The organism is Desulfonatronum zhilinae (assembly GCF_900182865.1).
Classification (GTDB): Bacteria; Desulfobacterota; Desulfovibrionia; order Desulfovibrionales; family Desulfonatronaceae; genus Desulfonatronum; species Desulfonatronum lacustre.
Genome location: NZ_FXUJ01000004.1, coordinates 1 through 25,988, shown reverse-complemented (window position 1 = coordinate 25,988; position 25,988 = coordinate 1). Strand labels below are relative to the sequence as shown.

Here is a 25,988-nt window from a genome sequence, read left to right as displayed (position 1 = left end):
CGAGGCGACGGAGGTTTGTCGCTATCCCCGCGTCGCTTGCCCCAGAAAAAGGGCCGGGCCGGAATGAATAGTCCAATCCGCCGCTTTGCCCAACTCGTTTTTGGGCAGTTCCGGACCGAAGGTGATGGAGGCGGGTTGTTCGAGGTGGGACAGGTGGCGGGCCAAATGGACGCGCAGGGCGTCCCGGATGCCGGGATCGGCCTCCCGGTCCGGTTGGAGCACCACGAAGGCCTTCAGGCGATGGCCCTCTTCCGGGCGCATCAGCCGCACGGCGCAGTCGACCACGGCTTCATGGGCCAGCAACACATTGCGGACCCGGGAAGGATAGACATTGATCCCGGCGACCTGGACGGCATGGTCCAGGCGCTTTTTGACGAAAAAACGGGTGTGATCCACCCAGTCCAACATATCCTGGATGGTGAACGGCTCGGACGATCCGCCCTGCTCCAAGACACGCGCCAATTGATCCTCGCCGACCCGCTTCCAGGTGGGCAGCAGGGTCAAGGGATCGTTCAGTCCGGTCCGATAACCGATGGCTCCGTTTTCCGATGAGCCGTATATTTCAAGCAGTGTTTCCAATCCCCGGCGCTTGAGATCCCGGATGGTTTCCGTCGGACAGGGCCCCGTGGAGGTGACCCCAAGCACTCCAGGGGGAAACGTTTCACCGGTTTCAACGCAGAGCCGCCAGGCATGCGGAAAGCCAAGAACCGCGTCGCCCGGACGCAGCTCGTTGATCAGGGCGGAAGGATTTATGAAGCGCCGGTCCTGGCAGGGGACGTCCAGCAACTTGGGAATCAGGACCGCGTGGATGAACCCGTAAATGTGGTGCGGCGGGACCAGGGCCAAAAAACGGTTGACGTGGGGAAACAAGTCGGCCAGATGCACGGCGTCCTGTTCCAGGAAAAAGACGTCGCGAACAACGGTTTTCGGTTCGCCGGTGCTGCCGGAAGTGGAAAAGGCGATGCGGTCCGGTCGCGGACCGACCCGTTCCATAAGATATCCGGCCCATTGCCCCAGAGTCGGCAACCCGGCCAAAACCGCGGCCTTTTCCGCCGACAGGCCGAAATACCCGGCCACCTGTTCGGAGGCCTGGGCCAGTTCATCCGGCGTTGCCTTCAGCGGCTCCACCTGAAAATCGCTGTCCGGACTGATGAGCAGTTCATCACCGAACACGTCGGAAATGTTGCGAACCGCCTTGAGCTTGGCAAACGCGACAGCCCGGGTCAAAATGAAATAATCGGAACGATCAAGCGCAATCCGCCGCACGCTGAGCCTCGCAATGGATGCGTGGAACAAATTTTGTCATGAAAAACAACCTTTCTTGCAAATTTTCGCCGGAAGACATCGAAGACGCCAAGCAAACGGGACGCTTATTGTCCATGGAACTGGAATTGTCCAGGGCGTGCAATCTGCGGTGCATTTACTGCTATGCGGATTCCGGGACGGCCCTGGACGCGGAGTTGTCCCTGTCGGAGATTCTGGATGCCGTGGACCAGGCCGTGGAACTGGGGGCCAGGCGGATCATCGTCCTGGGCGGCGGGGAGCCGTTGGTTTATCCAGACATCCTGGCCATCCTGCGACATATTCACCGGCGCGGAGCGGCCATTGATCTGTTCACCAACGGGACGCGGATCACCGCCGAGCTGGCCAAGGAATTCATGGCCCTGGGAGTCAGTCCGGTGATCAAGATGAACAGCATGCGCGAGGAGGTGCAGGACGTGCTGGCGGACAAGCCCGGGACCTTCGCGAAAATCCGCCAGGGGCTGCACCATCTGCGCGACGCGGGATACCCCGCGCCAGAGCTTCCGCTGGGCGTGCAGACCGTGATCTGCCGCCAAAATCTCTCGGAACTGCCGACCATGTGGGCCTGGATTCGCGACCAGGGCATGGTCCCGTACTTCGAGACCATCACCCTTCAGGGCCGAGCCCGCCACTACCCGGAACTGCTCGTCAGCCCCGAGGAAATCCGGTCCTTGTTTCAAACCCTGGCCGACCTGGACAAGACCCGCTTCGGTCTGGACTGGGACCCACGCCCCCCGGTGGCCGGCCTGACCTGCAACCGCCATTTCTACACCTGCACGATAACCGTGCACGGCGACGTCGTCCCCTGTCCGGGCGTGGACATCGCCGTGGGCAACATCCGCACGGCCAGGCTCGCTGAGATCCTCCACCAAAGCCCGGTCATCCGCGACCTGCGCAACATCCGCGAAACCATCAAAGGGGCCTGCAAAACCTGCGAGTTCCACCATTCCTGCTACGGCTGCCGAGGCATGGCCTACCAGCACACCGGCGACTACCTGGCCGCGGACCCTCTTTGCTGGAGAAATCCGGAGGGGATCAACTCATAAACAAGCCATATGCATGATCAATTCCGATGGTGTCAGCACGGGGAGCGCGGCATTCTTGAAGTCTGGAACGTTCCTGGTCACGATGTACTCCGCGCCGACATGACGGGCGGACGCATGCACGACCGCGTCTTCGAAGTCGGCGAAACCAGAAGCCAGAGCGCTCTCCAGCACCACGCGATTCACGGGAGCAACGACAAACAGGGAGAGCAGGGAACGGACATGGCCCATGGCAGCCTGGGTGCCGAGCACCTTGGCCGCGAGGTAATGGATGGTGGTCACCGTCGTGGCGCAAATGGAGCCCGTAATTTCGGAGCGTTCCACCATTGCCAGGAGCAGGGCGGCATCGTCGGCAAAAGGCTCTCTGTCCAGCAGGACGTCCAGGATCACGTTGGTATCGAAAAGAACGTTCACAGGTACTTTTCTTCCAGATGTTTCCGGTACTCGTTTTCCTCCACCGGTCTGCCTTTCAGGGCCCCTTTGAGGCTTTTCACGACCGGAGGCAGTGGAAGCTCCCTGCCTTGCTTTTCATTTCGGATCATTTCAAACAGATCCGCGACAATGCGTGAAACGGATTTGCCCGTCCGGGCGGCGTGTTGCTTGGCCGAATCGATCAGCTCGTCATCCAGGCGCAAGGTCAGTTTCGTGTTCATGCTTCCTCCTCTTTGACGTACACTCTTCCCAAAGAAGTACGTCGCGCTTGAGAGCATGTCAAATCCGGATATATTCACGGCAAATCTGAAAGGAACGCACCCATGATCCAACTCCCCCACTCCGCCGCCGACCTGATGCCCCACCAGCGCCCCATGCGTTTGATCGACACGGTCCTGTCCGTGGAGCCGGACGGTTCGGGCACGGCGGAGACCGTTATCCGGGCGGACAATATTTTTCTGGACCGGGACGACGCGTTGCTCCCCGAGGCCATGGTGGAACTTATGGCCCAGGCCTTTGCCGCGGTCAGCGGCTATAGTGATCTCCAGGCCGGGCGTCCGGGGCGGACGGGGTATCTGGTGGGGGTGAAAAAAGTCTCGTTTCCCACACCGGAAGCCAACCAGCCGAGCGTCTCGGTCGGCGACCGGCTGACCGTCGGAGTCCGGCCCACCGGAGAGTTCGCAGGATTCGTGATCATCGACGCGGAGGTCCGCCGTCACGACGATCTTTTGGCCCAGGGAGAACTGAAAATCTGGATCGCTTCGGACGGCGATGAGCAAGGAGGCCCGGCATGACGATTCACCGCCTGGCCTTGTCCTGTTTTCTCCTCCTCTTCCTGTCTCTCGGACTTCCCCCAACCGCCGTGACTGACGAATTCAAGGAATTGACGCCGGCCTTACGGGAACGCCTGGCGGTCATTCACCAAGGCACCCGATCGGTCCAAGGGGATTTTGAGCAGGAAAAGCGCCTGAGCATGTTCGACCGAACCTTTGTTTCCATGGGCGTCTTCGCCGTGAAGCAACCCGGCAAAATTCACTGGGCCTATCAGGAGCCCTCCGCTTTTGGATTCGCCTCGGACGGGGAACAGGTCCGGCGCTGGAATGAACATTCCGGGATGTCCGCCCCCTCCCCGCTGGCCCGGGATCCAATCCTCTCGGTGATCGTGGACCAGATGCTGGCCTGGTCCACCATGGACGCCGAAAAACTGGAAGCCTCTTTCACCCTTGCCGTGCCAAAGACGACCCCAGAATCGACCCCGGAAACAGCCCCGCTTACCCTGGAACTCCTGCCCAGAACCCGTCAACTCGCGGCGGTCCTCCAGCGCGTCCAGGTCTCCTTTGACCGGGACGAAACCCACCTTCAGGAGATCGTGCTCTTCGAACCCGACGGCGACACCACCCGCATCCGCTTCTTCAACGTCCGCGTCAATGAGGACGTTTCACCGGGACTGTTCTAGAATCATGGCCCGAACTCCATCCACGGTGCGCCTTTTCACCGTTTTATTGTCCCATAAAGCCACAGTTCTCCTGCTTCTCGCGGGCTGCCTGGCCATGGGACTTCTTTTTCTGCGCCAGGCAACCCTGGCGGAGGACATCGAGGCCATGCTCCCCGACGACGGTTCCGGCCTGGCCGGGGATGTCCGTCTGCTGGGCCATGCCCCGTTCCTGTCCAAGGTGCTCGTGATCCTGGAACCGGTGCCTGGGCAGTCCGGGCTTGTCGATCTGGAAGTTCTGAGGCAAGCGGCTCAAGATATTCGAGAAGCGGCCGGCCCGCCCTGGTTCGCCGAACCAAGCACAACCCCCGACCAGCCGGAAGCTCAGGATATGGCGGATCAGTTTCTTTCCCTGCTTCCGGCGCTTTCCACGCCATCCGACCTGGAGCGCATCGAGACGCTGCTCCATCCGGAATCCGTCCGTCGCGCCCTGGAAGGTGCCCGCGAGACGCTCCTGGGATTGCAGGGTATCGGGATGAAGGGACTGATCAGCTCGGACCCGCTGGGATTGCGGAATCTGATCTGGGGTAAGCTGTCTTCCCTTGACATTATCGGTGACGGCCTCGCCATGTCGAATCCCGGTGAAGGCATTTTCCTGAACCCGGATCATCCCGGAGCCCTGCTCGTCCTGGACACTCCCGTGGCCATGACCGACGCCCGGGGCTCCCGGGACATGCTGGCGGCCCTGGATGACATTCTGGCCGCGGCGCTGGCGGATGCGTCTTCGGATGACCTTTCGAATGATCTTTCGAGCCCGATACGGGCCTTCGTGATCAGCGGCCACGCCTATACCGCGGCCAACGCCCAGGCCATCCAGCGGGATCTGGCCCTGGTGCTTCCCGTCTCGGCCCTGGGCATTCTGGCCCTGTTCGTTCTGTTTCTGCGTTCCTGGCGGGCTGCATTCGCCTACGCCGCGCCCCTGGTCGCCATACTGGCCAGCGTCGCGGCCGTAGCCGCCACCGGCAGTCCTCTCTCCGGCATCACGCTGGGCTTCGGGGCCGTACTCATGGGGCTGGCCGTGGATTACGGGCTGCATGTCTGGTACGGGCTGCGACGCGGCGCTGATCCGGCACAGACTCTGGCCCTGCTGGCCAAGCCGATCCTGTTCTGCTGGCTGACCTCCGCCGGGGTGTTCAGCCTGCTCCTGTTCTCCAGCCTGCCGGGACAGCGGCAATTGGCCCTGTTCACGGTTTCCGGCCTGAGCGCGGCCATGCTTCTGTCCCTGACGGTCCTGCCGGTTTTGCTGCTGCGCCGAAACAAGCGGCGTCCGTCCACGCCAGTTCATCCGCCAGAGCGACCATTGGCGCATTTGGCCTCATGGCCGACTCGCCGCAGGCCGGCGATCTCGGCGTTCGTCGCCCTGCTGGCGACCGCCGTGCTCTGCTGGCCCTCGATTCATTTCGACGGACGCCTTCAGGCCCTGAGCATGGTCCCCGAAGAACTGGCTCAGGCCGAGCGGGTCGTCGCGCAGTCCTGGGGCGGGGTGCGCAGCCTGGCCATGCTCGTTGCCCAGGGCGATACCTTGGAAAATGCATTGCTAACGGCGCATGCCCAGAACGCCTTCCTGAAAAAGGCAGCCCCGGACACGCCCATCGTCAGCCTGGCCCCGCTGTTGCCCCCCGCGTCGGTTCAAGAGGAATCCATCCGCCGATGGACGGATTTCTGGACGCAACGAAGAGCCGGGCTTCGGGATATCATGGCCGGGGAAGGCGCGCGTCTGGGCTTCGCGCCCCAGGCATTTATCCCGTTTTCTGACTTCCTCCAGGCCGAGCCTGAACATGTCCGCATTGACCATCTCCGTCGTCTCGGAATGGGAGAGCTGATCGACATGCTCGTTGTTCCGGACAACGCGGGCGTCACCATCCTCACCCTGGTCCCGGACGAACCGGGTTTGCACGCCCTCTTTCCCTCCGGAGCCAAGACCGACCAGGCTGTCCAGGCCGCGTTCCCGGACGCCCGACTGATTTCCCAGACCCTCCTGGGCCAGAACATCGCCACGGCCCTGCACCGGGACATGACCCGTTTTCTCCTGGCCGCTGCAGTCTTCGTGACCCTGATGACCGCCGTGTTGTTCCGCAACCCGCGACGTATGCTCCAGGCCCTGACTCCGGCCCTGGCCGGGTTGTCCGCCCTGATCGTTGTCGTGACACTTCTGAACATTCCCTTTAATCTCTACTCCATCGCGGCCACGTTTCTGATACTGGGGCTGGGCGTGGACTACGGCATCTTCATGACCATGCGCCTCGACCGGGAGCGAAACAGCTTGGCCTCAGGGTTGGGCACTGCCCTGGACACCGAAAAGGCCGTGCTGGTCTCCGGCCTGACCACCCTGCTCGGCTTCGGAGCCCTGATCCTGGCCGACCATCCAGCCCTGCACTCCATCGGTCTGACCGTCCTCATCGGCATCGCCGCCGCAATCCCGGCGGCCTTGTTCGTGGTGCCGTGCCTGGAGCCGCGCAAAAAATCCCATCGGTAAGCCCATGTCACAACGCATCATTCACGGCATCATTCAGGGCATCTTTCTCGCCATCCTCCTGACGGGTTGTTCCCGCCCGTACCTTCCACCGGACGGCTACCTGCCACACGTGATCCCTCCCACCGACTCCTGCCTGACACCGTGGCCCGCGGGCGAAACTCCGTACCATCTGCGTCAAACCGTATTTTTGGAGACCCAAGGACAAACCCATGTGCTCCAGGGGTTCATGATTCTTGACGTGGATCGGGCTGAGGTGCGAATTGTCGGCCTTTCCGAACTGGGAATGAAGCTGTTCGATCTGAAGGTCACCTCGGAAGGTCACGATATCCTTGCTCTGGCCCCCACCCTGGGAGCCAACGGAGAGCGGCTGGCCGACCAGATCGCGTTGAGTACGCGCCGGATTTTTTTGTCCCACCGGGACATGGCCGACGCCGAGGCCCATCTCGGGCCGGAAGATCTGCTGCTGATCGACCGGTCTCAAGGGTCGCCGGTGGTTCAGACCTGCGACCCGCGCAAGGGGCAGGTTCGCCGTGTCTACGATCCAAAGCGGCGCTGGAGCGTTGACTTCGACGCCTACCAACCCATGAACGGCTTTACGGGTCCCGGACGAATCGTCTACCAGGACCACCGGGCCGGATACGCATTGACCATTGTCCTGCATGAGGTCTTTGAGCCATGAACACGATCAGCGACGGCATCCTGGCCGCCCGGTTGGGTCCGGCCATCCGGGAGGACGGTCAAACCATCCGCCAGGACTTCTCCTTCCCGCCCGAGTTCGTCGGATTCGCCGGACACTTTCCGGAAGAAGCGATTCTGCCGGCCGTGGTCCAGATCGGGCTCGGCGTTGTTTTGTCCCAGGCCCTCCTTGCGGAGAAAACCGGTCACCAGCGGCTGGAAACCGTAACCCGGGCCAAATTCTTGCGGAAACTGAAGCCCGGAGAAACCATTACGGCCCGATGCTCCCGTTGCGCCCGATGCGGCCCCGGCGGCGGGGCTTGCAACGTTGTGCTGACCGTGGACCAGCAACAGGCCGCGGCGTACACCCTTACATTCACCTTGGCCTCCACCTCTGAACCAGGCGCCCCCGCTGACGGATGAACATGCGCAAACCGTATTTCCCAAAACAGGATGGCCACCCCGAGCCCTTGCGAGCCGTCTGTGCGCGACGGGTGCGCTTCGAGGAGGTGGACCCGCTGGGCATTGTCTGGCATGGCCGATACCCAAGCTTTTTCGAGGACGCGCGCATGGCCCTGGGCGACAAATACGGCATCGGCTACATGGCCTTCTACGAGCACGGCGTGGTCACGCCCATTAAAATGATGCACGTGGACTACCACCAGCCCCTGCGCTTCGACGAAGAGTTCACCGTGGAGGGGATCCAGCATTTTTCCGAGTCCGCGCGGATCAACACCGAATACGTGGTCCGCAACGTCGCGGGGGCAATCGCCACCACCGGCTATACCGTGCAAATGCTCCTGGACCTGAAGATGAACGTGCTCATCGCCCTGCCTCCTTTTTTCGAAGCCTTCTGCGACCGATGGAAACGAGACAAACCATGCGCATGCACCTGATCTACCCCAAATGGCCCAAGCTCGAACGCCAGACCGAATTCCACCTGCCGCCTCACGGGCCGGTGGTGTTCGCGGCGGAAGTCCCCGAGGACGTGGAGATCACGTTCACGGACGAGAACCTGGAGCCCCTGAACTTCGACGCCTCCACGGATCTGGCGGCCCTGTCGGTGATGCTCACCTGCCAACTGCCCAGGGCACTGGCCATCGCGGACCATTACCGGGAACTGGGCGTGCCGGTGATCATGGGCGGCATCGGGACCATGCTTCACGCCGAGGAAGCGGCCCGACACGCGGACTCGCTCTTTCTGGGCGAAGTGGAAGGCCGCTTCGCCGCGGTGATCCAGGATCTGAAGGAAAACCGCCTGCGCCCCGTCTATGACTATCTTGGCGCTCCACCGGACATCTCCCTGGCGGGAACGGCGCGGCGCGGCATTCTGAAGCGCGACCTGTACAACTATCGCGGCGTCCAGATGGTGGATCTGCTCCACGCCTCCCGGGGCTGCAAATTCAACTGCATGCCCTGCTGCGTGGCCTATCTGGGCGGCAAGTCCTTCCGGCCGCGTCCCATTCACAAGGTCATCGCGGAGATGGAATCCATCGCCAACAACCGGCTGTTCTTCGTGGACAATTCCCTGGCCCAGGACCGGGAGTGGCTGAAGGAGCTGTTCACGGCCATGATTCCCTTGAAGCGCAAGTGGATTTCCCACCCGATCATGTACGACCCGGAAATCCTGGACCTCGCGGCCCAGGCCGGCTGCTGGTACGTGTACCAGGCGGTGATCGACGATTCGAAAACCATTCGGGAACGGATCAGAATGCTCAAGGACCACGACATCGGCATCGAAGGCACCATCCTCCTGGGTCTGGACGAACACGACGAATCCTACATCAAGCGGATGGTGGACTTCCTTCTGGAGGTGGAATTGGACATGGCCGAGTTCACGATCCTGACCCCGTTCCCGCACACCCCCATCCGGGAGATGCTCGAAAAACAGCACCGCATCTTCAACAACAACTGGCTGGACTACACCTGCGACAAAGTGGTTTTTCAGCCCAAGCAAATGCCTCCGGACACCCTGCAGGAACTCTTTCACTATGCCTGGGACACCTTTTACGCCGAAGGCGGCCCGCAACTGCGAATGGGCAATTTGTTTCGCAAAGTGATCAGCAGGGAAATGGACGACGGCACCTATCGCCGCTACGACCTGAAACGCAAACGGGCCTTTCCCAAAAAAAATCCTGACACGGAGCATTCCCGCCATGATTGATCTTGTACCTTCCTCGTGCCGATGAAAATACTCCTGCTTGCCACGAACACGGACCGCGAGCCCTATCCGGTCTATCCCCTGGGCATGGCCGTGGTCGCCCAGGCACTGTGCGCCGCGGGCCATGAAGTCCGCCAAGTCGACTATCTGGCCATGGGCGAGTCCGACGATGCGCTGCGCACGGCCTTGCTGGAGTTTCAGCCCCGGGTTGTCGGCCTGTCGCTGCGCAACATCGACGACGTGGACTCCTGCGGCGGTCCGGAGCAGTGGTTTCTGGATCGGAGCAGGCGGATCGTGGAACTGCTCCGCGCGGCCCACGACGTCCCGATCATTGTCGGGGGTCCGGCGTTTTCCATCATGCCCGAGGCCATCCTGGAGTACCTGGGCGCGGATTTCGGCGTGGCCGGGGAAGGTGAGCGTGCCATCCTGGACCTGCTCTCCCGCATCGAGCGGGGAGAGACCGGGCCGCTCATCGTTAAAAGCTGTCCGCTGGACGCGACGGGGATGCATTCGCCCCGGATGGACCCCGTGATCCTGGAGTATTATCAGCGGGAAAGCGGCCTGCCCGGCGTGCACACCAAGCGAGGATGTCCGCACGACTGCGTGTATTGCAGCTATCCGGCCATCGAGGGCCGCACCATCCGTCCGCGGGACCCGGAACACGTGGCGGACGACATGGCCGAACTGGCCCGGAATCACGGAGTGGACCACGTTTTTTTCACCGACTCCGTGTTCAACGACGATCAAGGCCACTATCTGGCCGTGGCCGAGGCATTGCTCAGGCGTAACCTGCCCGTGCGCTGGAGCGCGTTTTTTCGTCCCGGACGCATTCGGGAGGAGGAGCTGGACCTGTTGCTCCGCTCCGGCCTCCTGGGCATGGAGGTCGGTTCGGACGCCCTGGCCGAATCGACCCTGGCCGGACTCGGCAAAGGCTTTTGCTGCTCGGACGTATTGCGGTTCAATGCCGCCTGCGCGGCCCGAAACATTCCCCTGGCCCATTACCTGATCATCGGCGGACCGGAGGAAACCGAGGCGACCATCAAGGAAACCCTGGCCAACCTGGAGAAGATGGAACACTGCGTGGCCTTCCTGTATTCCGGTTTGCGCATCCTTCCGCGAACCAGGCTGCACCGCCGCGCCGTGGCCGAAGGCCTGATCGACCGGCAAACCTCCCTACTTCATCCCGCCTATTACCACAGTCCGCTGCTGGACCGCGAAACCATGCACGCAACCGTGAGCCGGGCCCTGCGCGGTCGTCGCGACCGTTTTTTCCCGCCGCGAAACGCCCAGGACCGCATGAACGTGATGCGCCGCTTCGGGTACCGCGGCCTGGTCTGGGACCAGTTGATCAGCGCGGAGAAGCAGCGTCGGGGGAAAAATGGGAACGGCCGGGCGAACGGCCGGACGAACGGGAAGGCGAACGGCGGCTCGTCAAAAGAAGCTTTTCCCTCTGCACCGGCACATCGCTCCCCAGAAGGCGGCCGGTCCATCCCCTTCCCGCCCGCGACCGATCTCGCCACGCAATACCCCGCGAGTATTTCAACTTCCGAAGCCTGACGCCCGACTGCACGCAACCATGCCCACTCTTGACCACAATCGCGTTCTTCTGGTCCATCCCCTGGGGTACGCCGTCGGCCGGGCCGGAGGGGACATTTCCCGCGTGGCCAACATCATGCCGCCCCTGGGATTGGCCACAATGGCCGCGTACCTGAAAAAGCTGGGCATCGAGTCGGACATCGTGGATTTTTACGCCTGGCCGGACTCGGAACGACGGATGCGCGACCTGCTGCTGGAAAAGAGGCCTGGGTTCATCGGTTTCTCCTGCACCACCTCCGCCTTCCTGGACGGGGTCCGGCTGGCGAAACTGGCCAAGGCGGTGCTCCCCGACGTGCGCGTGGTCTTCGGCGGAGTACATGTCTCGGCCTTGCGGGAGAAAATGCTGCGCGACCATCCGGTGATCGACCACATCGTCGTCGGCGAGGGCGAAGAGAGCCTGGCGGAGCTGATCCAAACCGAAGGTCGGAGCCCTGACGTCCTTGGAATTATCTCCCGAGGCGCCGACGCGGAGGAAATCGTCTTTGCAGGCCCCCGGCCCCGAATCCCGAATCTGGACGACCTGCCGTATCCGGCTTATGAGCGCCTGCCGGGCTACCCCGGCCGCTACACGCTGCCCGTGTTCAACTACCCCACGACGCCCAACGCCAGCGCCTTGTCCAGTCGCGGATGTCCATACGCCTGCGCCTATTGCGACCGGTCCGTGTTCGAGCGCAGCTACCGCTTCAACTCCGCCGCCTATCTGTACGACCACATGCGCTACCTCAAGGAGCGCTTCGGCATCCGGCACGTCAATTTCTACGACGACCAGTTCACGTTTCATCTCCAGCGCATCGAAGAACTCACGGACCTGCTCGCGGATGCGCCCCTGGACATGACCTTCAACTGCGCGGTGCGCGCCGAACACGTCACCGAGCCCCTGCTTGGCCGCCTCAAGGCCGCCGGGTGCTGGATGGTCAGCCTGGGCATCGAAACCGGGGACCAGGACCTGCTGCACGCCATGAACCGCAAGGTGGACCTGGAACAACTGGCCGGGCGGGTCCGGCTGATCAAGAAAGCCGGCATTCGCGTCAAGGGGCTGTTGATGATCGGCCTGCCCGGAGAGACCGAGGAAAGCGTGGAAAAAACCCGCCGATTCCTCTTCTCCCTGCCCGTGAACGACTTCAACCTGACCAAGTTCACCCCCTTCCCCGGCGCTCCGGCCTACGCGACCATCCGCGACCACGGAGAGTTCGACGAGGATTGGAGCCGCATGGACTGCATGCACTTCCTGTTCGTGCCCCGCGGCTTTACCCGCCAACGTCTGGAAGATCTGCATGTTTCCTTCTACCGCCAGCATTACCAGCGCCCGCGGGTTCTCCTGGACTACGCGGCCATGCTCTGGCGTTCCCCGGACAGTTGGCGTCGGTTCCTCCTCAATCTCGGATCATTCATCCGCTTTGCGCGGGGACGGGACCGGTTCGATGGTGCGTGACACGGAGCGTAATCAGGAACCCCGCATCCTCGTGGTCGTGCCCGTTTACAACCACGGCGCCACCCTCAGGCAGGTGGTGGAAGGCGTTTTGGCGGTGCATCCGGAGGTGCTGGTGGTGGACGACGGCAGCACGGATTCAGGGCTGGAGCAGATCGCCGACCTGCCCGTGCAGGTCCGGACGCACCAAACGAACCAGGGCAAGGGCGCGGCCATTCGCACGGCGGCCGAGGCAGCGGCCGCGTTCGGCGCGACGCACATCGTGACCATCGACGCGGACGGCCAGCACGATCCCGGCGATTTGCCCCGCTTTTTCGACGCCGTGCGAAACCACCCCCTGGCCGTGATCGTGGGAGCGCGGGATTTCGCCACGGCCAACGTACCCCGGGCGTCCAGGTTCGGGCGCTGGTTCTCCAATTTCTGGCTGCGCGTCCAGACCGGCCGCAAACTCCTGGACACGCAAAGCGGTTTCCGGGCCTACCCCGTGGCCCTGTTCGAACATCTGAAGTTCACCGAAACCCGCTACGCCTTCGAGGTGGAGGTGCTGGTCCGCTCGGCCTGGGCCGGGCTGGACCTGCTGGACGTGCCTATAAGGGTCCACTATCCCCCGGCCGCGCAGCGGGTTTCCCACTTTCGGGCGATCATGGACAATGTCCGGATATCCTGGCTGAACACCCGGCTGACCCTGCGCTCCATGCTGCCCTGGCCCCATCGCCGGATCATCCAGCGGACACAAGGGAGTGCGGTCGACAGTGCGGCCATAAGCGTCATCCGGCCAATCCAGTCCCTGAAGATACTGCTGCGCGACACGGTCACGCCGGGCGGTCTGGCCAGGGCCGCTTTCCTGGGCGTGTTCTTGGGCACCTTGCCCCTGGTGGGCATCCATACCATGGTCATCCTGCTCACGGCCGGGTATCTGGGCCAGAACCGGGTGGTGGCCCTGACCGCCAGCCAGTTGTGCATGCCGCCGCTGGTACCGGCGCTGTGCATCGAGGTCGGCCATTATCTGCGCCACGGCTCATGGCTGACGGAATTCACCGTCCAGACCCTGGGCCATCAGGCCCCGGCCCGGCTCTGGGAATGGGTGCTCGGCTCCCTGGTCCTGGCCCCGGTCCTGGCCGCCGTCGTGGCCGCGGCAACCTTTGTCGCGGCCCACCTGCTGCTGCCGTCCATCCGGCGAAACGCCAAAGAACACGATCCGTCATGACCCGCCCCGCTGGCTCTTCGTATCTTCTCAGCACATTTTGTGTCCGCCCTTGCTCCGGCAATCGGAGTCGGGGTCGCTATCGGAATCGGAATCGGAATCGGAACAGGAAAAATTATGAACGCTTCCCAGCGTTTTCGATCCCGATACCGATCCCGACTCCGACCCCGGCAACGGTATTACTCTATGCTGAATAGTTCCGCCTCCTCATCCTGGTCCAGCCGGAGCATCGCCGCCAGATGGCAGCACCAGTTCTTCTATCTGGCCGTTCGCCTGGGCGGGCGTCGCCTGGCCTATGCCTGGACCTACCCGGTGGTTGCGTATTACCTGCTCTTTCGGCCTCGGCTTCGGGCCAGAACCCGGCATTATCTCCGCCGCCGATTCCCGACCCGCACCGGCTTCCGGGCCTTTACGGACAGTTTCCGGCTCAGCCTCTGCTTTGCCCAGGCCCTGGTGGACAGGGCCCGGGCGGGCATCCTCGGCCCGGAAAGCCTGGCCGTCCGTTTCAACGGGTTCCAGACACTCCGGGAGCTGCTGGACCACGGAAAGGGACTGATCCTGATGGGCGCCCACGTGGGCTGCTGGCAGGCGGCCATGTCCGGCCTGAACAGACTTCAGGTTCCGACGCACCTGCTCATGCAGCGGGACCAGGGCGACGTGGACCAGCACTATCATGAACATAAGGGTCTGGAATCACCATACCGGATCATCGACCCCAACGGATTTCTGGGCGGGGCCGTGGAAATCGTCCAGGCCTTGGGGCGCGGGGAAATCGTCAGCGTCATGGGCGACCGGATCTTCGGCCACGACCAGAACCATCTGGAGCTGCCGTTTCTGGGCGAACCAGCCGCCTTTCCGGTAGGGGCCTACAAAATCGCCGCCACCACCGGAGCCCCGGTGGCCGTGCTCTTCTCGCGCAAGACCGCTCCCGACGCCTATGCCCTGGACCTGGCCCGGGTGATCCGGGTCCCCCGAATCCGGGATCGTCGGCTGGAGGCCCTGCGACCGTTCGCCCTGGAATTCGTGGAATCCCTGGAAACCTATGTTCAAGCCAATCCCTACCAGTTTTACAACTTTCACGACATGTGGAACACACCCCGATAACGAATAAGACGCCGTTCAAGACGAACAAAGGACGACACAATGACCTTCAAGGATAAAGTCAAACAAACCCTGGTCGAGGAACTGAATCTGGAGGATGTCTCCCCCGAGGATATTGACGACGACGCGCCGCTCTTCGGGGAGGGACTGGGGCTGGACTCCCTGGATGCGGTGGAGTTGGTGGTGATCATCCAGAAGCATTTCGGCGTGGTCATCGCGGACATGGAGCAAGGGCGCACGGCCTTTCAATCCGTCAACGCGCTGTGCGACTTCATCCAGGAGCGCAATCCCCAGTGAGCGGATCTTGTCCGAACCATGCCGCGAACAGCCCCGCGCCGGTAGCCGTAACCGGAATGGGATGCATCTGCGCGGCCGGTTTGAACCTGGAGCAGAGCCTGGAAACCATCTTTTCGGGCCGCCGCGCTCCGGCCCCGGCCCGACGGTTTCAGAGCAGCCATCCCACGGCCTACCCCGTCTTTGAGGTCCCCGAGGCGTTCTTCGCGAAGGATCAGAACACCCGCCGGACCCTGACCGTGCGCTTCGCCCTGCACGCGGCCCGCGAGGCCCTTGAGCAGGCTGGTCTCTCGACGGATCGTCGCCAAGATTTGCGCATCGGGGTCTGCATCGGCACCACCGTGGGCGGGACGCTGAACAGTGAGGAATTTTACCGCGAATATCTCCAGTCCCTGCATCCGGACATGGAGCCCGTGCGGCGCTATCTGCGCGGCAACCCCGCGTCGGCCATCGCTCGGGAATTCGGATTCCGGGGGCCGTGTCAGACCGTGACCAACGCCTGTTCCTCGGGTACGGACGCCATCGGGATCGGGGCCGGGTGGATCCGGGCGGGGTTGTGTGACGTGGTGGTGGCCGGAGGCGCGGATGAGCTGTGCCGGGTAACCTACAACGGCTTCGCTTCCCTGAAGATCATGGACCCGGAGCCGTGCCGCCCCTTTGACCGGGCTCGCCGAGGGCTGAATCTGGGCGAGGGCGCGGGGATCATGATTCTGGAGGCCCAGCCGTCGGGGAAAGAGGCGGGGAAGGGAGTGCTGAGGGAAATACTTGGGAGAATTCTCGGATACGGGACGGCCTGCGACGCCCATCACCTGACCGCGCCGCACCCCGAAGGGGTGGGGCTGAAAACCGCCCTGGCCGAGGCACTGCGCCTCTCCGGTCTTTGCGCGGACGACATCGCCTTCGTCAATGCCCACGGCACGGGAACCAAGGACAACGACGCCGTGGAAAGCAAAGTCTTGGCCGAGGCCTTGCCCGCCGTCCCGCTCCTGTCCACCAAAGGCGCCACGGGGCATACCCTCGGCGCCGCCGGGGCCATCGAAGCCGTGCTCAGCCTGGCGTTTCTGCGCCTGGGCAAGGTTCCCGCGAGTCCCGGATTCTCCGAACCGGGCGAGGACATCGCCCTGTCTCCCCTCACCATAACGACCAACCGCGACCAACCCCACGCCCTGACCCAATCCCTGGCCTTCGGCGGGACCAACAGCGTCCTGGCCCTTTCCCGGTGAGAGGAAGACGGAAATCAGGAACCCGGACTCAGACGCAGGGAAAGTTCGCGGAATTTATCGGCCATGAAGCGGATGGCCTGGATGCGCTCGGGGTGGGCTTGAACGCGGCGGAAGAGCCATTCGGCGAGGTAGACCAGTTCGGATTCACTCAGTTCGGGGCGGGAGGCCCCGGTGACGTAAATGGTCAGCAGGTCTTGCCGGGCCTGTTCCCTGGCGGCGATGGCCTGCATGATTCCCTGGGCCGCGGCGTCCCGTTCCAGTCGTTCGGCCAGAATCCGCACCTCATCGTCGGGGGTTTCCTCCTGGGCGACCAAGAGTTCGGCATCGGCCTGCTGGTACCGGGAGTGGGCGGCATCGGCCTTGGTCTGGGTTTGGAGCCACCGCTCCGTCAGGGCCGGAGCGTCTTCATGGTCCGCGTAGCTTTGCACAGCCTGGGCCAGGGCCGCGGCGGAACCGGACAACAAGCGGTAGAACTCCTGCTGCTCCTGGATGGTCAGGCCGCGCTCATCGGGCGACGATCCCGCCGCCGGAAAGGACCACCGGCCCGTCTGAAGCGCTTCATCCAAGGCCTGCTCGAAGACCGGCATGAACAGCGCCCATATGGTTTCCAAAGCCTCGGGCTGAAGCAGGTTCCGGAAAATCTCCTCCCTGCCCTGGATCAGCGACGAACTTTGGTGCTCCAGGCCGACCAAGTCCATGCCGTAGCGCCGGTTCAGGGACGAAAAATGGAATTGCAACCGCCCCCGGGACCCGGAATTGAACTCGGACCGGGGCGGATGGTATCCAGCCACGATCTGCCCGGCCAAGTCATCGAAAAAAGTGCCGCTGATGTTCGACACGCCGGACGGCTCGGGCTCGTCAGGGCCGGCGTCCAGGGAGTCTTCCAGGGAGTCTGGCTGGGCTTCTGACTGGGCGTCCGGCTGGGTTTTCGGCAAGCCGGGAGCATCCGTTGCCTCGTCGGACGGATGTATTGCGGGACCAGGTGGAGAGTCGGGAGCGACAAGAGGCGCGACGTACCGCGAGCCCACGGGAGCTTGCGGCTCGGGAGAAGCCGTCCGCGCGGGGGGAACATCCACGAGCGCTTGCTCATCTCCGGGACGCCAGAAGAGGATCAAGAGCGCCGCGGCCAGGACCACCGCGCCGATTGCAACCATCAGGACCTTGCGCACGACGCCCCTCCTTGCTCGACAGGGTTATTTCACGGCTTCATAAATCCGCATCGGGGGAATGTTCAGCAGCTCGAACTCGGATTTGACGTTCCGGAAAAAATGCTCCAGATGCACGAACAGGTGGTCGTCCTTCTGGTAGAACGTCTGGTAGGCCAGGAACTTGCCGTTCTCGGCCAGTATCTGGTGGGTTTGATGGATGATTTCCTGCCGGGTTTGCTGGTCGAGATAGGAAAAGGGAATGCCGGAAATGATATAGTCCGGCTTGCCCGGCAACTGCCCGTTGACCAGGGCGCCGACGTTTTCCACGCTGTCGTTGAAGATGTGCACCCGCTCGCTGCGAAACGCCTTGGTCAGACATTTGAACATGTCCTTGTTGCGCTCGATCAGGACGAGATGGGCGCCGGGTCGCATCTTTTTGAGCAGATACTCCGTGAACACCCCGGCCCCGGGGCCGTATTCGACGATCACGTTGGCCTGGGAAAAATCGATCTTCTTGCACACCCGCTTCACCCCAAAGGGGGATGTCGGGGTGATGGAGGCGACGTTTTTGTCCCGCAAAAAACATTTCACATAATTGACTGTGCTCATGACGCTGCTGCTTCCGTGTTGGGTTGTTTGAATTATTGTGGGCTCCCAGGACCAAAATGGCAAGCACGCATCGCTTGGGCATTTTGACAACCGGGGCAAAGGATGCTTTCTTTCCAAGGGCTTGGCCTTCAGCCGACCCAAAACCGGATTTCACCATCGATTTCGTGGCGGAAAAAAGCATGGTTCCGCTCGCCGAAGACGGCATCACACATGTTCGGCCTGTATGCCATACATGCTGTTTTTTTCAAATGTCAATGCGCGCATATCCGGCGTCCAGAGCAAATCTGTTCGCATCATAATCCAAGTCGAGATCGAAATCGAAATCGAAATCGAAATTTGAAAATACTGTGCACCACCCTGTGATTACGATCTTCTTGGACATGACGTTCGATTTCGATCACGATTTCGATTTCGATACCGATTCAGATCGCAGGTGAAGAGCGAGATCCATTTTGCGCCCATGCGGCGCCTGAAATCCATTCCGATCGACACGAAAACAGTCAGGAGCAAACTGATGAGCCATCTCGAGCAAATGGCCGACGAACTGGCGACCGAAGTCATTTCCGAAGCCGCGCAGACGTTTTTCGGGCAGCGCAAGGCCCTTGAAGAAGAAATGGATCGGTTCACGGCCCGGTCCCGGCAGGTGCTGGAACTGGGCAAACGGGTCATGGACGAGCAAAACGTCCTCCACGGTGTCTTGCTGGACGCGGAAACCATTCAGGCCTTTTACGCCGTCCTCGGCCACCCCGCTCCGGAACACCCCTCCCCGGCTCCTCGGGAGGAAATCGCGCGCCGTCTTTCCAAGCCCACCGCCTGGACGCTGCACGGCAGATATTCTAAATTGCTCTTTTCCGCGTACTCCCGCACCCATGCCGAAGTGGACGTCTATCTGCACGGCGGATACCGGGACGACCCCACGAACCCCAAACGCAAGATCGCCTTCAGCGGATACCTGAAGATGGTGGAGTGGGCGGAAAAATTGAACCACACCATCACCAAGCTGAACACGGAACAATCAGCTGGAGAGGTACTGCAGTTCGTGAAAAGGCTGGATGCCCGGTCCTGCTCCATGGAAAAGGCCGCCGGGGCGTCGTGTGAGATCGGCAGGGACCGGGGCATGCTGTTCACGTGCATTGATTTCGCCTCGCTGTGCCTGCCCGTTTTTCCGGAGTACCCGCCCCCGGACACCGTGCAAAAAACCATCCGGCAATTCGCCAAGACAACCTGCGCCCGTCGCGAGTCGGACGTTCGCGAATTGTTGCGGGACCTGAAAAACACAGGCGCTTAGCGGACAACCACCATCACCCATTCAACCCATTCAACCCATTCAACCCATTCAACCCATTCAACCCATTCAACCCATTCAACCCATTCAACCCATTCAACCCATTCAACCCATTCCCCTGGGAGGAATCGTGACGTCCGTCGAGAACAAACGCAAGGGAATCATTCTGGCCGGAGGCTCGGGCACCCGGCTGTATCCTCTGACCAGGGCCACGAGCAAGCAGCTGATGGCCGTGTACGACAAGCCGATGATCTACTACCCGCTCAGCGTGTTGATGCTGGCCGGTATCCGGGAAATCCTGGTCATCACCACCCCCGAGGACGGCCCGGCCTTCCGGAACCTGCTCGGTGACGGAAGCCAGTGGGGTGTCCAGTTGGAATACGCGGCCCAACCCAAACCCGGCGGCATTGCCCAGGCCTTTCTGATCGGCCGGGACTTCCTGGCCGACCGGGGCTGCGCCCTGATCCTCGGAGACAATATTTTTTACGGTCACGGATTGACCGAAAAACTGCGCCGGGCCATGACCACCCACAGCGGGGCCACGGTGTTCGGCTACTGGGTCAGCGACCCGGAACGTTACGGCGTGGTGGACTTCGACGACCGGGGAACGGCGCGAAGCATTGAGGAAAAGCCCGAGGTTCCCAAATCCAACTGGGCCGTCACCGGCCTGTATGTCTACGACCGGCAGGTCACGGAGATCGCCTCCGAGCTGCAACCTTCCCCGCGCGGTGAACTGGAAATCACCGACGTGAACATGGTCTACCTCCAGCGCAAGCAGTTGCACGTAGAATGCCTGGGCCGCGGCTTTGCCTGGCTGGACACGGGCACCCACGCCTCTCTGCTCCAGGCCGGCAATTTCGTGCAGACCATGGAAGAGCGCCAGGGCTTGAAGATCGCCTGCCCGGAAGAGATCGCCTACACCAATGGCTGGATCAGGGCCGAGGACGTCCTGGAGCTGGCCAAACCGCTGCGCAAAAGCGGGTACGGACGCTATCTGGAAGCCCTGGTCCGGCGCGACCCGCTTTTCCCCGACCAGGGAGGCCGGCCATGAATGTCCAGGTCACGCCCCTCGACGGCGTCCTGCTGATCGCTCCCAAGGTCTTCGGCGACGCCCGCGGCTTTTTCCTGGAAACCTTCCGGGCCCGACGCTACGCCGAAGCCGGAATCCCCGATCCCTTTGTCCAGGACAACCACTCTCGGTCCGCCCGGGGCGTACTGCGCGGGCTGCACTACCAGATTGAGCGGCCCCAGGGAAAACTGGTCATGGTCACCAAGGGCGCGGTGTTCGACGTGGCCGTGGACATCCGCCGGAACTCGCCGACCTTCGGCCAGTGGTTCGGAGCCGAACTCAACGACGACAACCACCATCAACTTTACGTTCCGCCGGGCTTCGCCCACGGGTTCTGCGTCCTCTCGGAGCAGGCCGACTTTCTCTATAAATGCACCGAAACCTACGCCCCGGACCTGGAACGCTCCATCATCTGGAACGACCCGGACATCGCCATCTCCTGGCCTCTGGAAGCCCCCAGCCTTTCGGCCAAGGACGCCCAGGCCCCGCGCCTGAAAGACGTCCCTCCCGCTGACCTCTTCTGATCCCGTCCCCCCCTGCTCTCCACGGCCGGAATGCACAGCGCATCCCGGCCGTTTCCTTTTCCACTCCCCTTTCGTCGATCCATCGAAAAAACAAATCAAACATTCCAAACGTCATTCGTGAATCCGATTGGACGAAAACTCCAAAAACCGTGTATGCAGCGCCAGATCATGAAAAGGGCCTACTACAGCCCCTCTTCCCTGGAGGCGTCATGCTCGAGCTTCACTTCACCTGTCCAAAGCAAGGCAAGGAATTCCGATCCGCGCAATGGACCGTGGATCCGGACCTGAAGGCCGTCACCGACCCGGACGGGCGCAAGCACCTGCGCGGCGGGGTCCGCGTTCTCTGTCCGCTTTGCAGCGAACTTCACGTCTATGCCCCGGACGAACTGGCATGCCCACTTCAGGCCCCGAAAACCAATCGAGCGCCCAACACTCTAACCGCCTGAACCATTTCCGATTCAAAGCATCTCTTTCGGTGTCGGTATCGGGATCGGGATCGGGATCGAATCAAAATTTACGGCGAACAATCAATATCGATACCGATGTCGATAGCGACCCCGACGCCGACAACTGCATTTTTTCAAACAAATACCACATTATCGAATTGAAATTGGCATAACTCCCGACTTCCCCCACCCCCAACAAGGAGGACAACATCCATGTCTCGGGCCGTCAAAAACATCTTTGCCACCACCCTGGGCATCATTGCCGTGGGCTCGATCATCGGCGTGGTGGCCGGTTTCCTGCAACAATCCGGCAACCCGGCGAATATGGGCATCTGCGTGGCCTGTTTCGGCCGGGACATCGCCGGGGCCATCGGCATTCACCGCGCCGCCGTGGTCCAGTATCTCCGACCGGAGATTCTGGGCTTTGTCCTGGGCTCCTTTGCCGCGGCCCTGGCCTTCAAGGAGTTCAAACCCATCGGCGGCTCCGCGCCGGTGACCCGGTTCGTGCTGGGAATGATCGCCATGATCGGGGCTCTGGTCTTTCTGGGTTGCCCCTGGCGGGTGATCCTGCGCCTGGCCGGTGGGGACGGCAACGCCCTGTTCGGGCTGGCCGGGTTGGCGGCCGGAGTTTGGATCGGTACGCTGTTTTTCAAAAACGGCTTCAACCTCGGCCGCGGCCAGGTCCAAAGCTGGAGCGCGGGGCTGATGATCCCCCTGCTCATGCTCGGTCTGCTGGCCTTGCGGTTGCTCTTTCCTCCCCTGCCCGGCGAAGCCCAAAGCGGCGTGCTCTGGTACTCCGTGAGCGGACCGGGCGCGGCCTACGCTCCGTTGGGCTTTGCCCTGGCCGCGGGCCTGGGCATCGGCTTTCTGGCCCAACGCAGCCGGTTCTGCACCATGGGCGCGATCCGGGACGTGATCCTGTTCCGGCAGATGTACCTGATGTACGGCTTCATCGCCCTGCTGGTCGCGGCGTTCATCACCAACCTGGTTCTGGGCCAGTTCAATCCCGGATTTGAAGGCCAACCCGTGGCCCATACCATGGGACTTTGGAATTTCATGGGCATGGTGGTGGCCGGCCTGGCCTTTGCCCTGGCCGGCGGGTGCCCGGGCCGCCAACTCTTCATGTCCGGCGAAGGCAACACGGACGCCGGCATCTTCGCCCTGGGCCTGCTGGCCGGAGCGGCCCTGGCGCACAACTTCGGCCTGGCCAGCTCGCCGGCGGGCATCGGCCCCAACGGCATGGCCGCGGTGATCATCGGCCTTGCGGTGCTGCTGTTCATCGGCGTGGTCAACTGCAAAAAATCCTGAACACGGAGACACGATCATGGCACGACAACACATCGACGCGCGCGGCTTATCCTGCCCCCAACCCGTGCTCCTGGCCACCCGGGCCATGGACGCGGCGGGCGGCGGCGAACTGGAAATCCTCATTGACAACGAAGCCAGCCGGGAAAATGTCGGGCGGGCCGCCCAGAGCAAGGGATGGACCGTGGCGGCCACTGAGGAAGCGGGCCAAGATTTCCGCCTGGTGCTGACGAAATGATCGACTTCCTCCGCAACCTGTTCCGCAAGGATGACGCCAAGCGCGGCGTCTCCGAAAAGGGCCTGCTGCTCTACCACAGCACCGGCGAGGTCATCCGGGCCGAGACCCTGCTCAAGGAAGCCGGGGTGGAGGTGGCGGTGAAAGGGCCGCCACCGGATCTGCGCCAGGGCTGCGACATGGTGATCGAGTTTCCGCTGCTGGAGGAGATGCGCATTCGGGGCCTGCTGGAGCAGGCGGGCCTCGCCCCCATGCGTGTGGCCGCGGCCCAGGATCACCTCCTGGAACCCGTGTCCCTGTACCACGTCAAGGACTTCGGGGACTACCTGATGGTCCGGGCCGCGAACATGAAGATCACCATGGACAAACGGGATCGCCGGATCGTCAACGTCTCCGGCGGAGGCTGTCCGGACGTGCCCTTTCTAGCCGAAACGCTTGTCGGCAAGGTCCTGGACGACGCGCCGGAACCGCGCTCCCTGGGCCGAACCCTGTGCGGCTATTCCCTGCAACTGGCGTTCGAGGAGTTACGCCGCCGATGTCCTGGCTAATCGTGGGCAGCGTGCCCAGGGCGGACTTCCCCCTGGCTCAAGGCGACTACCGGCTCCAGGACGACACGCTTTTTCTGGACGGACAACGCATCCGCGTGGCCCGCGGCACCCCGGCCCTGATGGCCGTGGCCGCCGCGGCCGCCGAGGTGCTGGCCGTCCCCGCGCCCCAGGCCCTGGTGGCCGGAGACATCGGCACCGGGGAGGGCAGCCGGGCGGTCTACGCCCATCTGGTGGAAAACATCGCCCACATCGATCATGCCGGCCTGACCTTTCACTACCTGCTGCCGGATATCGCCTGGCACAATCAGGTGCTCTGGACCCTGGAAGCCCGAAACCCGGCCCCGCTCCTGGTCGCGGACGCCGGGTTCATGTACGCGGCCAAAATGAGCGGCTACGCCGCCCACTACGACCTCTTCACCCCGGACGCCGGGGAAATCGCCTTCCTGGCCGACGAGGTCGCCCCGCACCCGTTCTACACCCGGGGCTTTCTGCTCCAGGAAGAGGATCGCGTCCCCAAGCTGATTGAGCGGGCCTACGCCGAGGAAAACGCGGCCCGGCACCTGCTGGTCAAAGGCAAGACGGACTACGTGGTCGCCAAAGGCACGACAGTGGCCGAAATCACCGCCCCGGACGTCCCGGCCATGGAACCCATCGGCGGCACCGGAGACAGCCTGACCGGCCTGGTCACGGCCCTGCTGGCCTCGGGCATGGAAATAACCCAGGCCTGCCGCGTCGCGGCCCTGGCCAACCGCCACCTCGGCCACCTCGCCAACCCCACCCCGGCCTTCGGCGTGGCGGATTTGTTGCCGTTTGTGCGGCGGGCGTTGGAACGGGCGCTGGCATAGACTACGGATCGTCAATCCTGAAAACAGCAACGCCCCCTTCCCGCGATTCTTGCGGGAAGGGGGCGTTTTATGTACCGGAGGCTGTCTGACGAAAAACGCGAACAACTCCTATGCCAACCGCGCACCAGTAGAAATAATTTCCTGAACAAACGGGTCGGGATCTTCAAAGTCCTTGCGGGAAAAGGAATGCGGCTCAATACATGCGTCCATGGACCGGGTGAGCTGCATCAAACGCACATCCTCGTCATATCCGTCGATCTCGTCCTTGTCCCAGAACACGGCCAGATCGATGTCACTTTGCCCGTGGGCCGCGCCCTTGGCATGGGAGCCGAAGAGGTACAGGCCGAAAACCGGAATGTTGTTTTCCCGCAGCATCCTCATGTATTCCCGGATCACGTTTTCTATGCTTGCGGCAACTATTGCCTGAGCCATTGGCGCATCTCCATTATTTGTTCCGCCTTGGCCTGGGTGAAGTCACGGGTGGCTTTGCGGGCGAAATGCTGCTTGTAGGGCCGGGAACCCAGGCTTGATTCACGACCCGGCTTGTGAGTCGCGGGAACGCTCAGCTTAACCGGCTGGCTTTGGAGCGCCAGCGGAAAAGCCGGTCCGCGTTGAAGCTGTTGTTAGGCACGCTGATTATCTTTGACTTTCCTTGCTTTAACTAGACGCTCCGCCAATTTCTCGGGACCAGCACCTGGAGCCTTAGGTTGGTTTTCGTATCTCTCAAGGATTTGGACTTCGTCGCTGTATCTCTTGTCCTTCCGATAGATGATTGCTAGTTGCTCATAGTACCAAGGTGCCACTCCCATAGCCTTGCCGTGTCCTCTGGCCTCTTTCTCTGTTTGGTCGACGAGCTTCAAAAGAAGCTCAATCGCCTCATCAAGTCTATTCTCGGCCTTCAGTTGTTTCACACGTTCAACGTATTCGGTGTAGTGTCCGCCTTCATGAGACTTTGGTGGATCAAATTGATATTTCTGACCCTTCGGGCCTAGTATCTGAAAAAGAATTTCGACGAAGCCACTATCTCCGACATATGTCTTCAATAAACGTGGTTTTACTTTTCCCCAAAAGCCACGCTCCATAACCTTCTTTGATGCGTCCTTTGGAACGTAGCCGATGAAACGACGTTTCGTACCGAAAAAGCCTTTGCTGCAACCAATGACTTTTATCGCGTTCTTATCGTGCTTGTTGTCGGCCTCCCGCTCCAACTTCAACCAACCATTCTTTGATGCTGCAAAAGCTGCTGCATCGCTCTTCCGAAATGAAACACCTGCAACCTCAAGTCGATCTTCAAAGATCTGAAATCCCTCCGGGATCTCTTGAACCTGCAAATGATACTTACTCTTGGCCATGGTTCCCCTCCCCGTGTTTAACAGGAGTCATATTCGGAATTCGCTAAACTCTGACCCTCAAATTTCAGCCTTTACCCCCTACTAACTTGCCTCACATTCCCACTAGTGTCCCAACATTGTCATTGCCAAGACATGTATTTGTTTGAAATTAATGGATTAATAGGAGTTTTTGCCATGTAACGACTTGAAAGGCT

General features: G+C 61.9%; 29 protein-coding genes. 22 read left to right on the top strand and 7 right to left on the bottom strand.

The window, feature by feature from the left end; genetic code table 11:
• Positions 1-21: 21 nt before the first annotated feature.
• Positions 22-1,266 carry an AMP-binding enzyme gene (locus AC559A_RS04930; protein WP_498816572.1) on the bottom strand — a complete coding sequence of 415 codons (1,245 nt, stop codon included), beginning with the start codon at positions 1,264-1,266 and terminating at the stop codon, positions 22-24.
• 38 nt (positions 1,267-1,304) lie between these two features.
• Here AC559A_RS04930 and AC559A_RS04925 point away from each other — a divergent pair, with 38 nt between their 5' ends.
• Entirely contained in the window at positions 1,305-2,348 is a 1,044-nt protein-coding gene (locus AC559A_RS04925) for a radical SAM protein (protein ID WP_498816570.1), read from the top strand.
• Here the strand turns inward: AC559A_RS04925 and AC559A_RS04920 are convergent.
• Both AC559A_RS04920 and AC559A_RS04915 read right to left on the bottom strand, forming a co-directional pair.
• Positions 2,343-2,759, bottom strand: coding sequence for a PIN domain-containing protein (locus AC559A_RS04920; protein WP_498816568.1), 417 nt, complete (start codon positions 2,757-2,759; stop codon positions 2,343-2,345). The two genes, AC559A_RS04925 and AC559A_RS04920, sit on opposite strands and share 6 nt — an antisense overlap.
• Positions 2,756-2,998: a DUF6364 family protein gene (locus tag AC559A_RS04915; protein WP_028573483.1), complete on the bottom strand. Its 243-nt coding sequence runs from the start codon at positions 2,996-2,998 to the stop codon at positions 2,756-2,758. Before AC559A_RS04915 ends, AC559A_RS04920 begins: the two co-directional genes overlap by 4 nt.
• Before the next feature lie 102 nt (positions 2,999-3,100).
• Between AC559A_RS04915 and AC559A_RS04910 the strand changes: the two genes are divergently transcribed.
• The 13 genes from AC559A_RS04910 (at position 3,101) to AC559A_RS04850 (ending at position 16,428) form a co-directional block, all read left to right on the top strand.
• Positions 3,101-3,571 carry a hotdog family protein gene (locus AC559A_RS04910; protein WP_498816565.1) on the top strand — a complete coding sequence of 157 codons (471 nt, stop codon included), beginning with the start codon at positions 3,101-3,103 and terminating at the stop codon, positions 3,569-3,571.
• Positions 3,568-4,233 carry an outer membrane lipoprotein carrier protein LolA gene (locus AC559A_RS04905; protein WP_028573482.1) on the top strand — a complete coding sequence of 222 codons (666 nt, stop codon included), beginning with the start codon at positions 3,568-3,570 and terminating at the stop codon, positions 4,231-4,233. The genes AC559A_RS04910 and AC559A_RS04905 overlap by 4 nt, the downstream gene beginning before the upstream one ends.
• A gap of 4 nt (positions 4,234-4,237) precedes the next feature.
• Positions 4,238-6,745, top strand: a complete 2,508-nt coding sequence (locus AC559A_RS04900; protein ID WP_498816563.1) for an MMPL family transporter — start codon at positions 4,238-4,240, stop codon at positions 6,743-6,745.
• Positions 6,746-6,749: 4 nt separating this feature from the next.
• Positions 6,750-7,424: a DUF3261 domain-containing protein gene (locus AC559A_RS04895; RefSeq protein ID WP_498816562.1), complete on the top strand. Its 675-nt coding sequence runs from the start codon at positions 6,750-6,752 to the stop codon at positions 7,422-7,424.
• Positions 7,421-7,843 carry an ApeI family dehydratase gene (locus AC559A_RS04890; protein WP_498816560.1) on the top strand — a complete coding sequence of 141 codons (423 nt, stop codon included), beginning with the start codon at positions 7,421-7,423 and terminating at the stop codon, positions 7,841-7,843. Before AC559A_RS04895 ends, AC559A_RS04890 begins: the two co-directional genes overlap by 4 nt.
• Positions 7,840-8,316 (top strand): acyl-CoA thioesterase, encoded by a 477-nt coding sequence (locus AC559A_RS04885; RefSeq protein ID WP_498816558.1) that lies wholly within the window; start codon positions 7,840-7,842, stop codon positions 8,314-8,316. The genes AC559A_RS04890 and AC559A_RS04885 overlap by 4 nt, the downstream gene beginning before the upstream one ends.
• On the top strand, positions 8,301-9,584 hold the full coding sequence (locus tag AC559A_RS04880) for a B12-binding domain-containing radical SAM protein (RefSeq protein WP_498816557.1): 1,284 nt from the start codon (positions 8,301-8,303) through the stop codon (positions 9,582-9,584). The genes AC559A_RS04885 and AC559A_RS04880 overlap by 16 nt, the downstream gene beginning before the upstream one ends.
• A gap of 21 nt (positions 9,585-9,605) precedes the next feature.
• Positions 9,606-11,138 (top strand): lipid biosynthesis B12-binding/radical SAM protein, encoded by a 1,533-nt coding sequence (locus tag AC559A_RS04875; protein WP_498816754.1) that lies wholly within the window; start codon positions 9,606-9,608, stop codon positions 11,136-11,138.
• Between the two features lie 19 nt (positions 11,139-11,157).
• Positions 11,158-12,609: a B12-binding domain-containing radical SAM protein gene (locus tag AC559A_RS04870; RefSeq protein ID WP_498816555.1), complete on the top strand. Its 1,452-nt coding sequence runs from the start codon at positions 11,158-11,160 to the stop codon at positions 12,607-12,609.
• Positions 12,599-13,813 (top strand): DUF2062 domain-containing protein, encoded by a 1,215-nt coding sequence (locus tag AC559A_RS04865; protein ID WP_498816553.1) that lies wholly within the window; start codon positions 12,599-12,601, stop codon positions 13,811-13,813. Before AC559A_RS04870 ends, AC559A_RS04865 begins: the two co-directional genes overlap by 11 nt.
• 183 nt (positions 13,814-13,996) lie before the next feature.
• Positions 13,997-14,914, top strand: a complete 918-nt coding sequence (locus tag AC559A_RS04860) for a lysophospholipid acyltransferase family protein (RefSeq protein ID WP_498816551.1) — start codon at positions 13,997-13,999, stop codon at positions 14,912-14,914.
• A gap of 39 nt (positions 14,915-14,953) precedes the next feature.
• Positions 14,954-15,208 carry a phosphopantetheine-binding protein gene (locus AC559A_RS04855; RefSeq protein WP_028573474.1) on the top strand — a complete coding sequence of 85 codons (255 nt, stop codon included), beginning with the start codon at positions 14,954-14,956 and terminating at the stop codon, positions 15,206-15,208.
• On the top strand, positions 15,205-16,428 hold the full coding sequence (locus tag AC559A_RS04850; protein ID WP_498816549.1) for a beta-ketoacyl-[acyl-carrier-protein] synthase family protein: 1,224 nt from the start codon (positions 15,205-15,207) through the stop codon (positions 16,426-16,428). The genes AC559A_RS04855 and AC559A_RS04850 overlap by 4 nt, the downstream gene beginning before the upstream one ends.
• A gap of 14 nt (positions 16,429-16,442) precedes the next feature.
• Here the strand turns inward: AC559A_RS04850 and AC559A_RS04845 are convergent, their stop codons facing one another.
• Both AC559A_RS04845 and AC559A_RS04840 read right to left on the bottom strand, forming a co-directional pair.
• Positions 16,443-17,597, bottom strand: coding sequence for a hypothetical protein (locus AC559A_RS04845; protein ID WP_498816547.1), 1,155 nt, complete (start codon positions 17,595-17,597; stop codon positions 16,443-16,445).
• A 24-nt stretch (positions 17,598-17,621) separates the two neighbouring features.
• Complete coding sequence (locus AC559A_RS04840) at positions 17,622-18,185, bottom strand: class I SAM-dependent methyltransferase (protein WP_051434814.1); 564 nt, start codon at positions 18,183-18,185, stop codon at positions 17,622-17,624.
• A 514-nt stretch (positions 18,186-18,699) separates the two neighbouring features.
• On the opposite strand from AC559A_RS04840, the gene AC559A_RS04835 reads away from it, so the two are divergent.
• The 8 genes from AC559A_RS04835 to AC559A_RS04800 all read left to right on the top strand — a co-directional run bounded on the left by AC559A_RS04835 (position 18,700) and on the right by AC559A_RS04800 (position 24,442).
• Entirely contained in the window at positions 18,700-19,473 is a 774-nt protein-coding gene (locus AC559A_RS04835) for a hypothetical protein (protein WP_028573471.1), read from the top strand.
• A 127-nt stretch (positions 19,474-19,600) separates the two neighbouring features.
• Positions 19,601-20,521 carry a glucose-1-phosphate thymidylyltransferase RfbA gene (gene rfbA / locus AC559A_RS04830; RefSeq protein ID WP_498816546.1) on the top strand — a complete coding sequence of 307 codons (921 nt, stop codon included), beginning with the start codon at positions 19,601-19,603 and terminating at the stop codon, positions 20,519-20,521.
• Complete coding sequence (gene rfbC, locus AC559A_RS04825; protein ID WP_028573469.1) at positions 20,518-21,063, top strand: dTDP-4-dehydrorhamnose 3,5-epimerase; 546 nt, start codon at positions 20,518-20,520, stop codon at positions 21,061-21,063. Before rfbA ends, rfbC begins: the two co-directional genes overlap by 4 nt.
• Before the next feature lie 209 nt (positions 21,064-21,272).
• A complete protein-coding gene (locus AC559A_RS04820; RefSeq protein ID WP_028573468.1) occupies positions 21,273-21,509 on the top strand; it encodes a hypothetical protein in 237 nt (78 codons plus the stop codon).
• 213 nt (positions 21,510-21,722) lie between these two features.
• Complete coding sequence (gene yedE, locus AC559A_RS04815) at positions 21,723-22,817, top strand: YedE family putative selenium transporter (protein ID WP_498816544.1); 1,095 nt, start codon at positions 21,723-21,725, stop codon at positions 22,815-22,817.
• Between the two features lie 16 nt (positions 22,818-22,833).
• Positions 22,834-23,052 (top strand): sulfurtransferase TusA family protein, encoded by a 219-nt coding sequence (locus AC559A_RS04810; protein WP_028573466.1) that lies wholly within the window; start codon positions 22,834-22,836, stop codon positions 23,050-23,052.
• On the top strand, positions 23,049-23,597 hold the full coding sequence (locus AC559A_RS04805) for a putative Se/S carrier protein (RefSeq protein WP_028573465.1): 549 nt from the start codon (positions 23,049-23,051) through the stop codon (positions 23,595-23,597). Before AC559A_RS04810 ends, AC559A_RS04805 begins: the two co-directional genes overlap by 4 nt.
• Positions 23,585-24,442: an NAD(P)H-hydrate dehydratase gene (locus AC559A_RS04800; RefSeq protein WP_498816542.1), complete on the top strand. Its 858-nt coding sequence runs from the start codon at positions 23,585-23,587 to the stop codon at positions 24,440-24,442. Before AC559A_RS04805 ends, AC559A_RS04800 begins: the two co-directional genes overlap by 13 nt.
• A gap of 108 nt (positions 24,443-24,550) precedes the next feature.
• Here AC559A_RS04800 and AC559A_RS04795 read toward each other — a convergent pair whose 3' ends face one another.
• Together AC559A_RS04795 and AC559A_RS04790 are read right to left on the bottom strand one after the other, a co-directional pair.
• The gene (locus tag AC559A_RS04795) at positions 24,551-24,874 is read right to left on the bottom strand and encodes a nucleotidyltransferase domain-containing protein (protein WP_498816541.1); all 324 of its coding nucleotides are present in this window, start codon (positions 24,872-24,874) and stop codon (positions 24,551-24,553) included.
• A gap of 191 nt (positions 24,875-25,065) precedes the next feature.
• Positions 25,066-25,794: an HIRAN domain-containing protein gene (locus tag AC559A_RS04790; RefSeq protein ID WP_498816539.1), complete on the bottom strand. Its 729-nt coding sequence runs from the start codon at positions 25,792-25,794 to the stop codon at positions 25,066-25,068.
• Between the last annotated feature and the right edge of the window lie 194 nt (positions 25,795-25,988).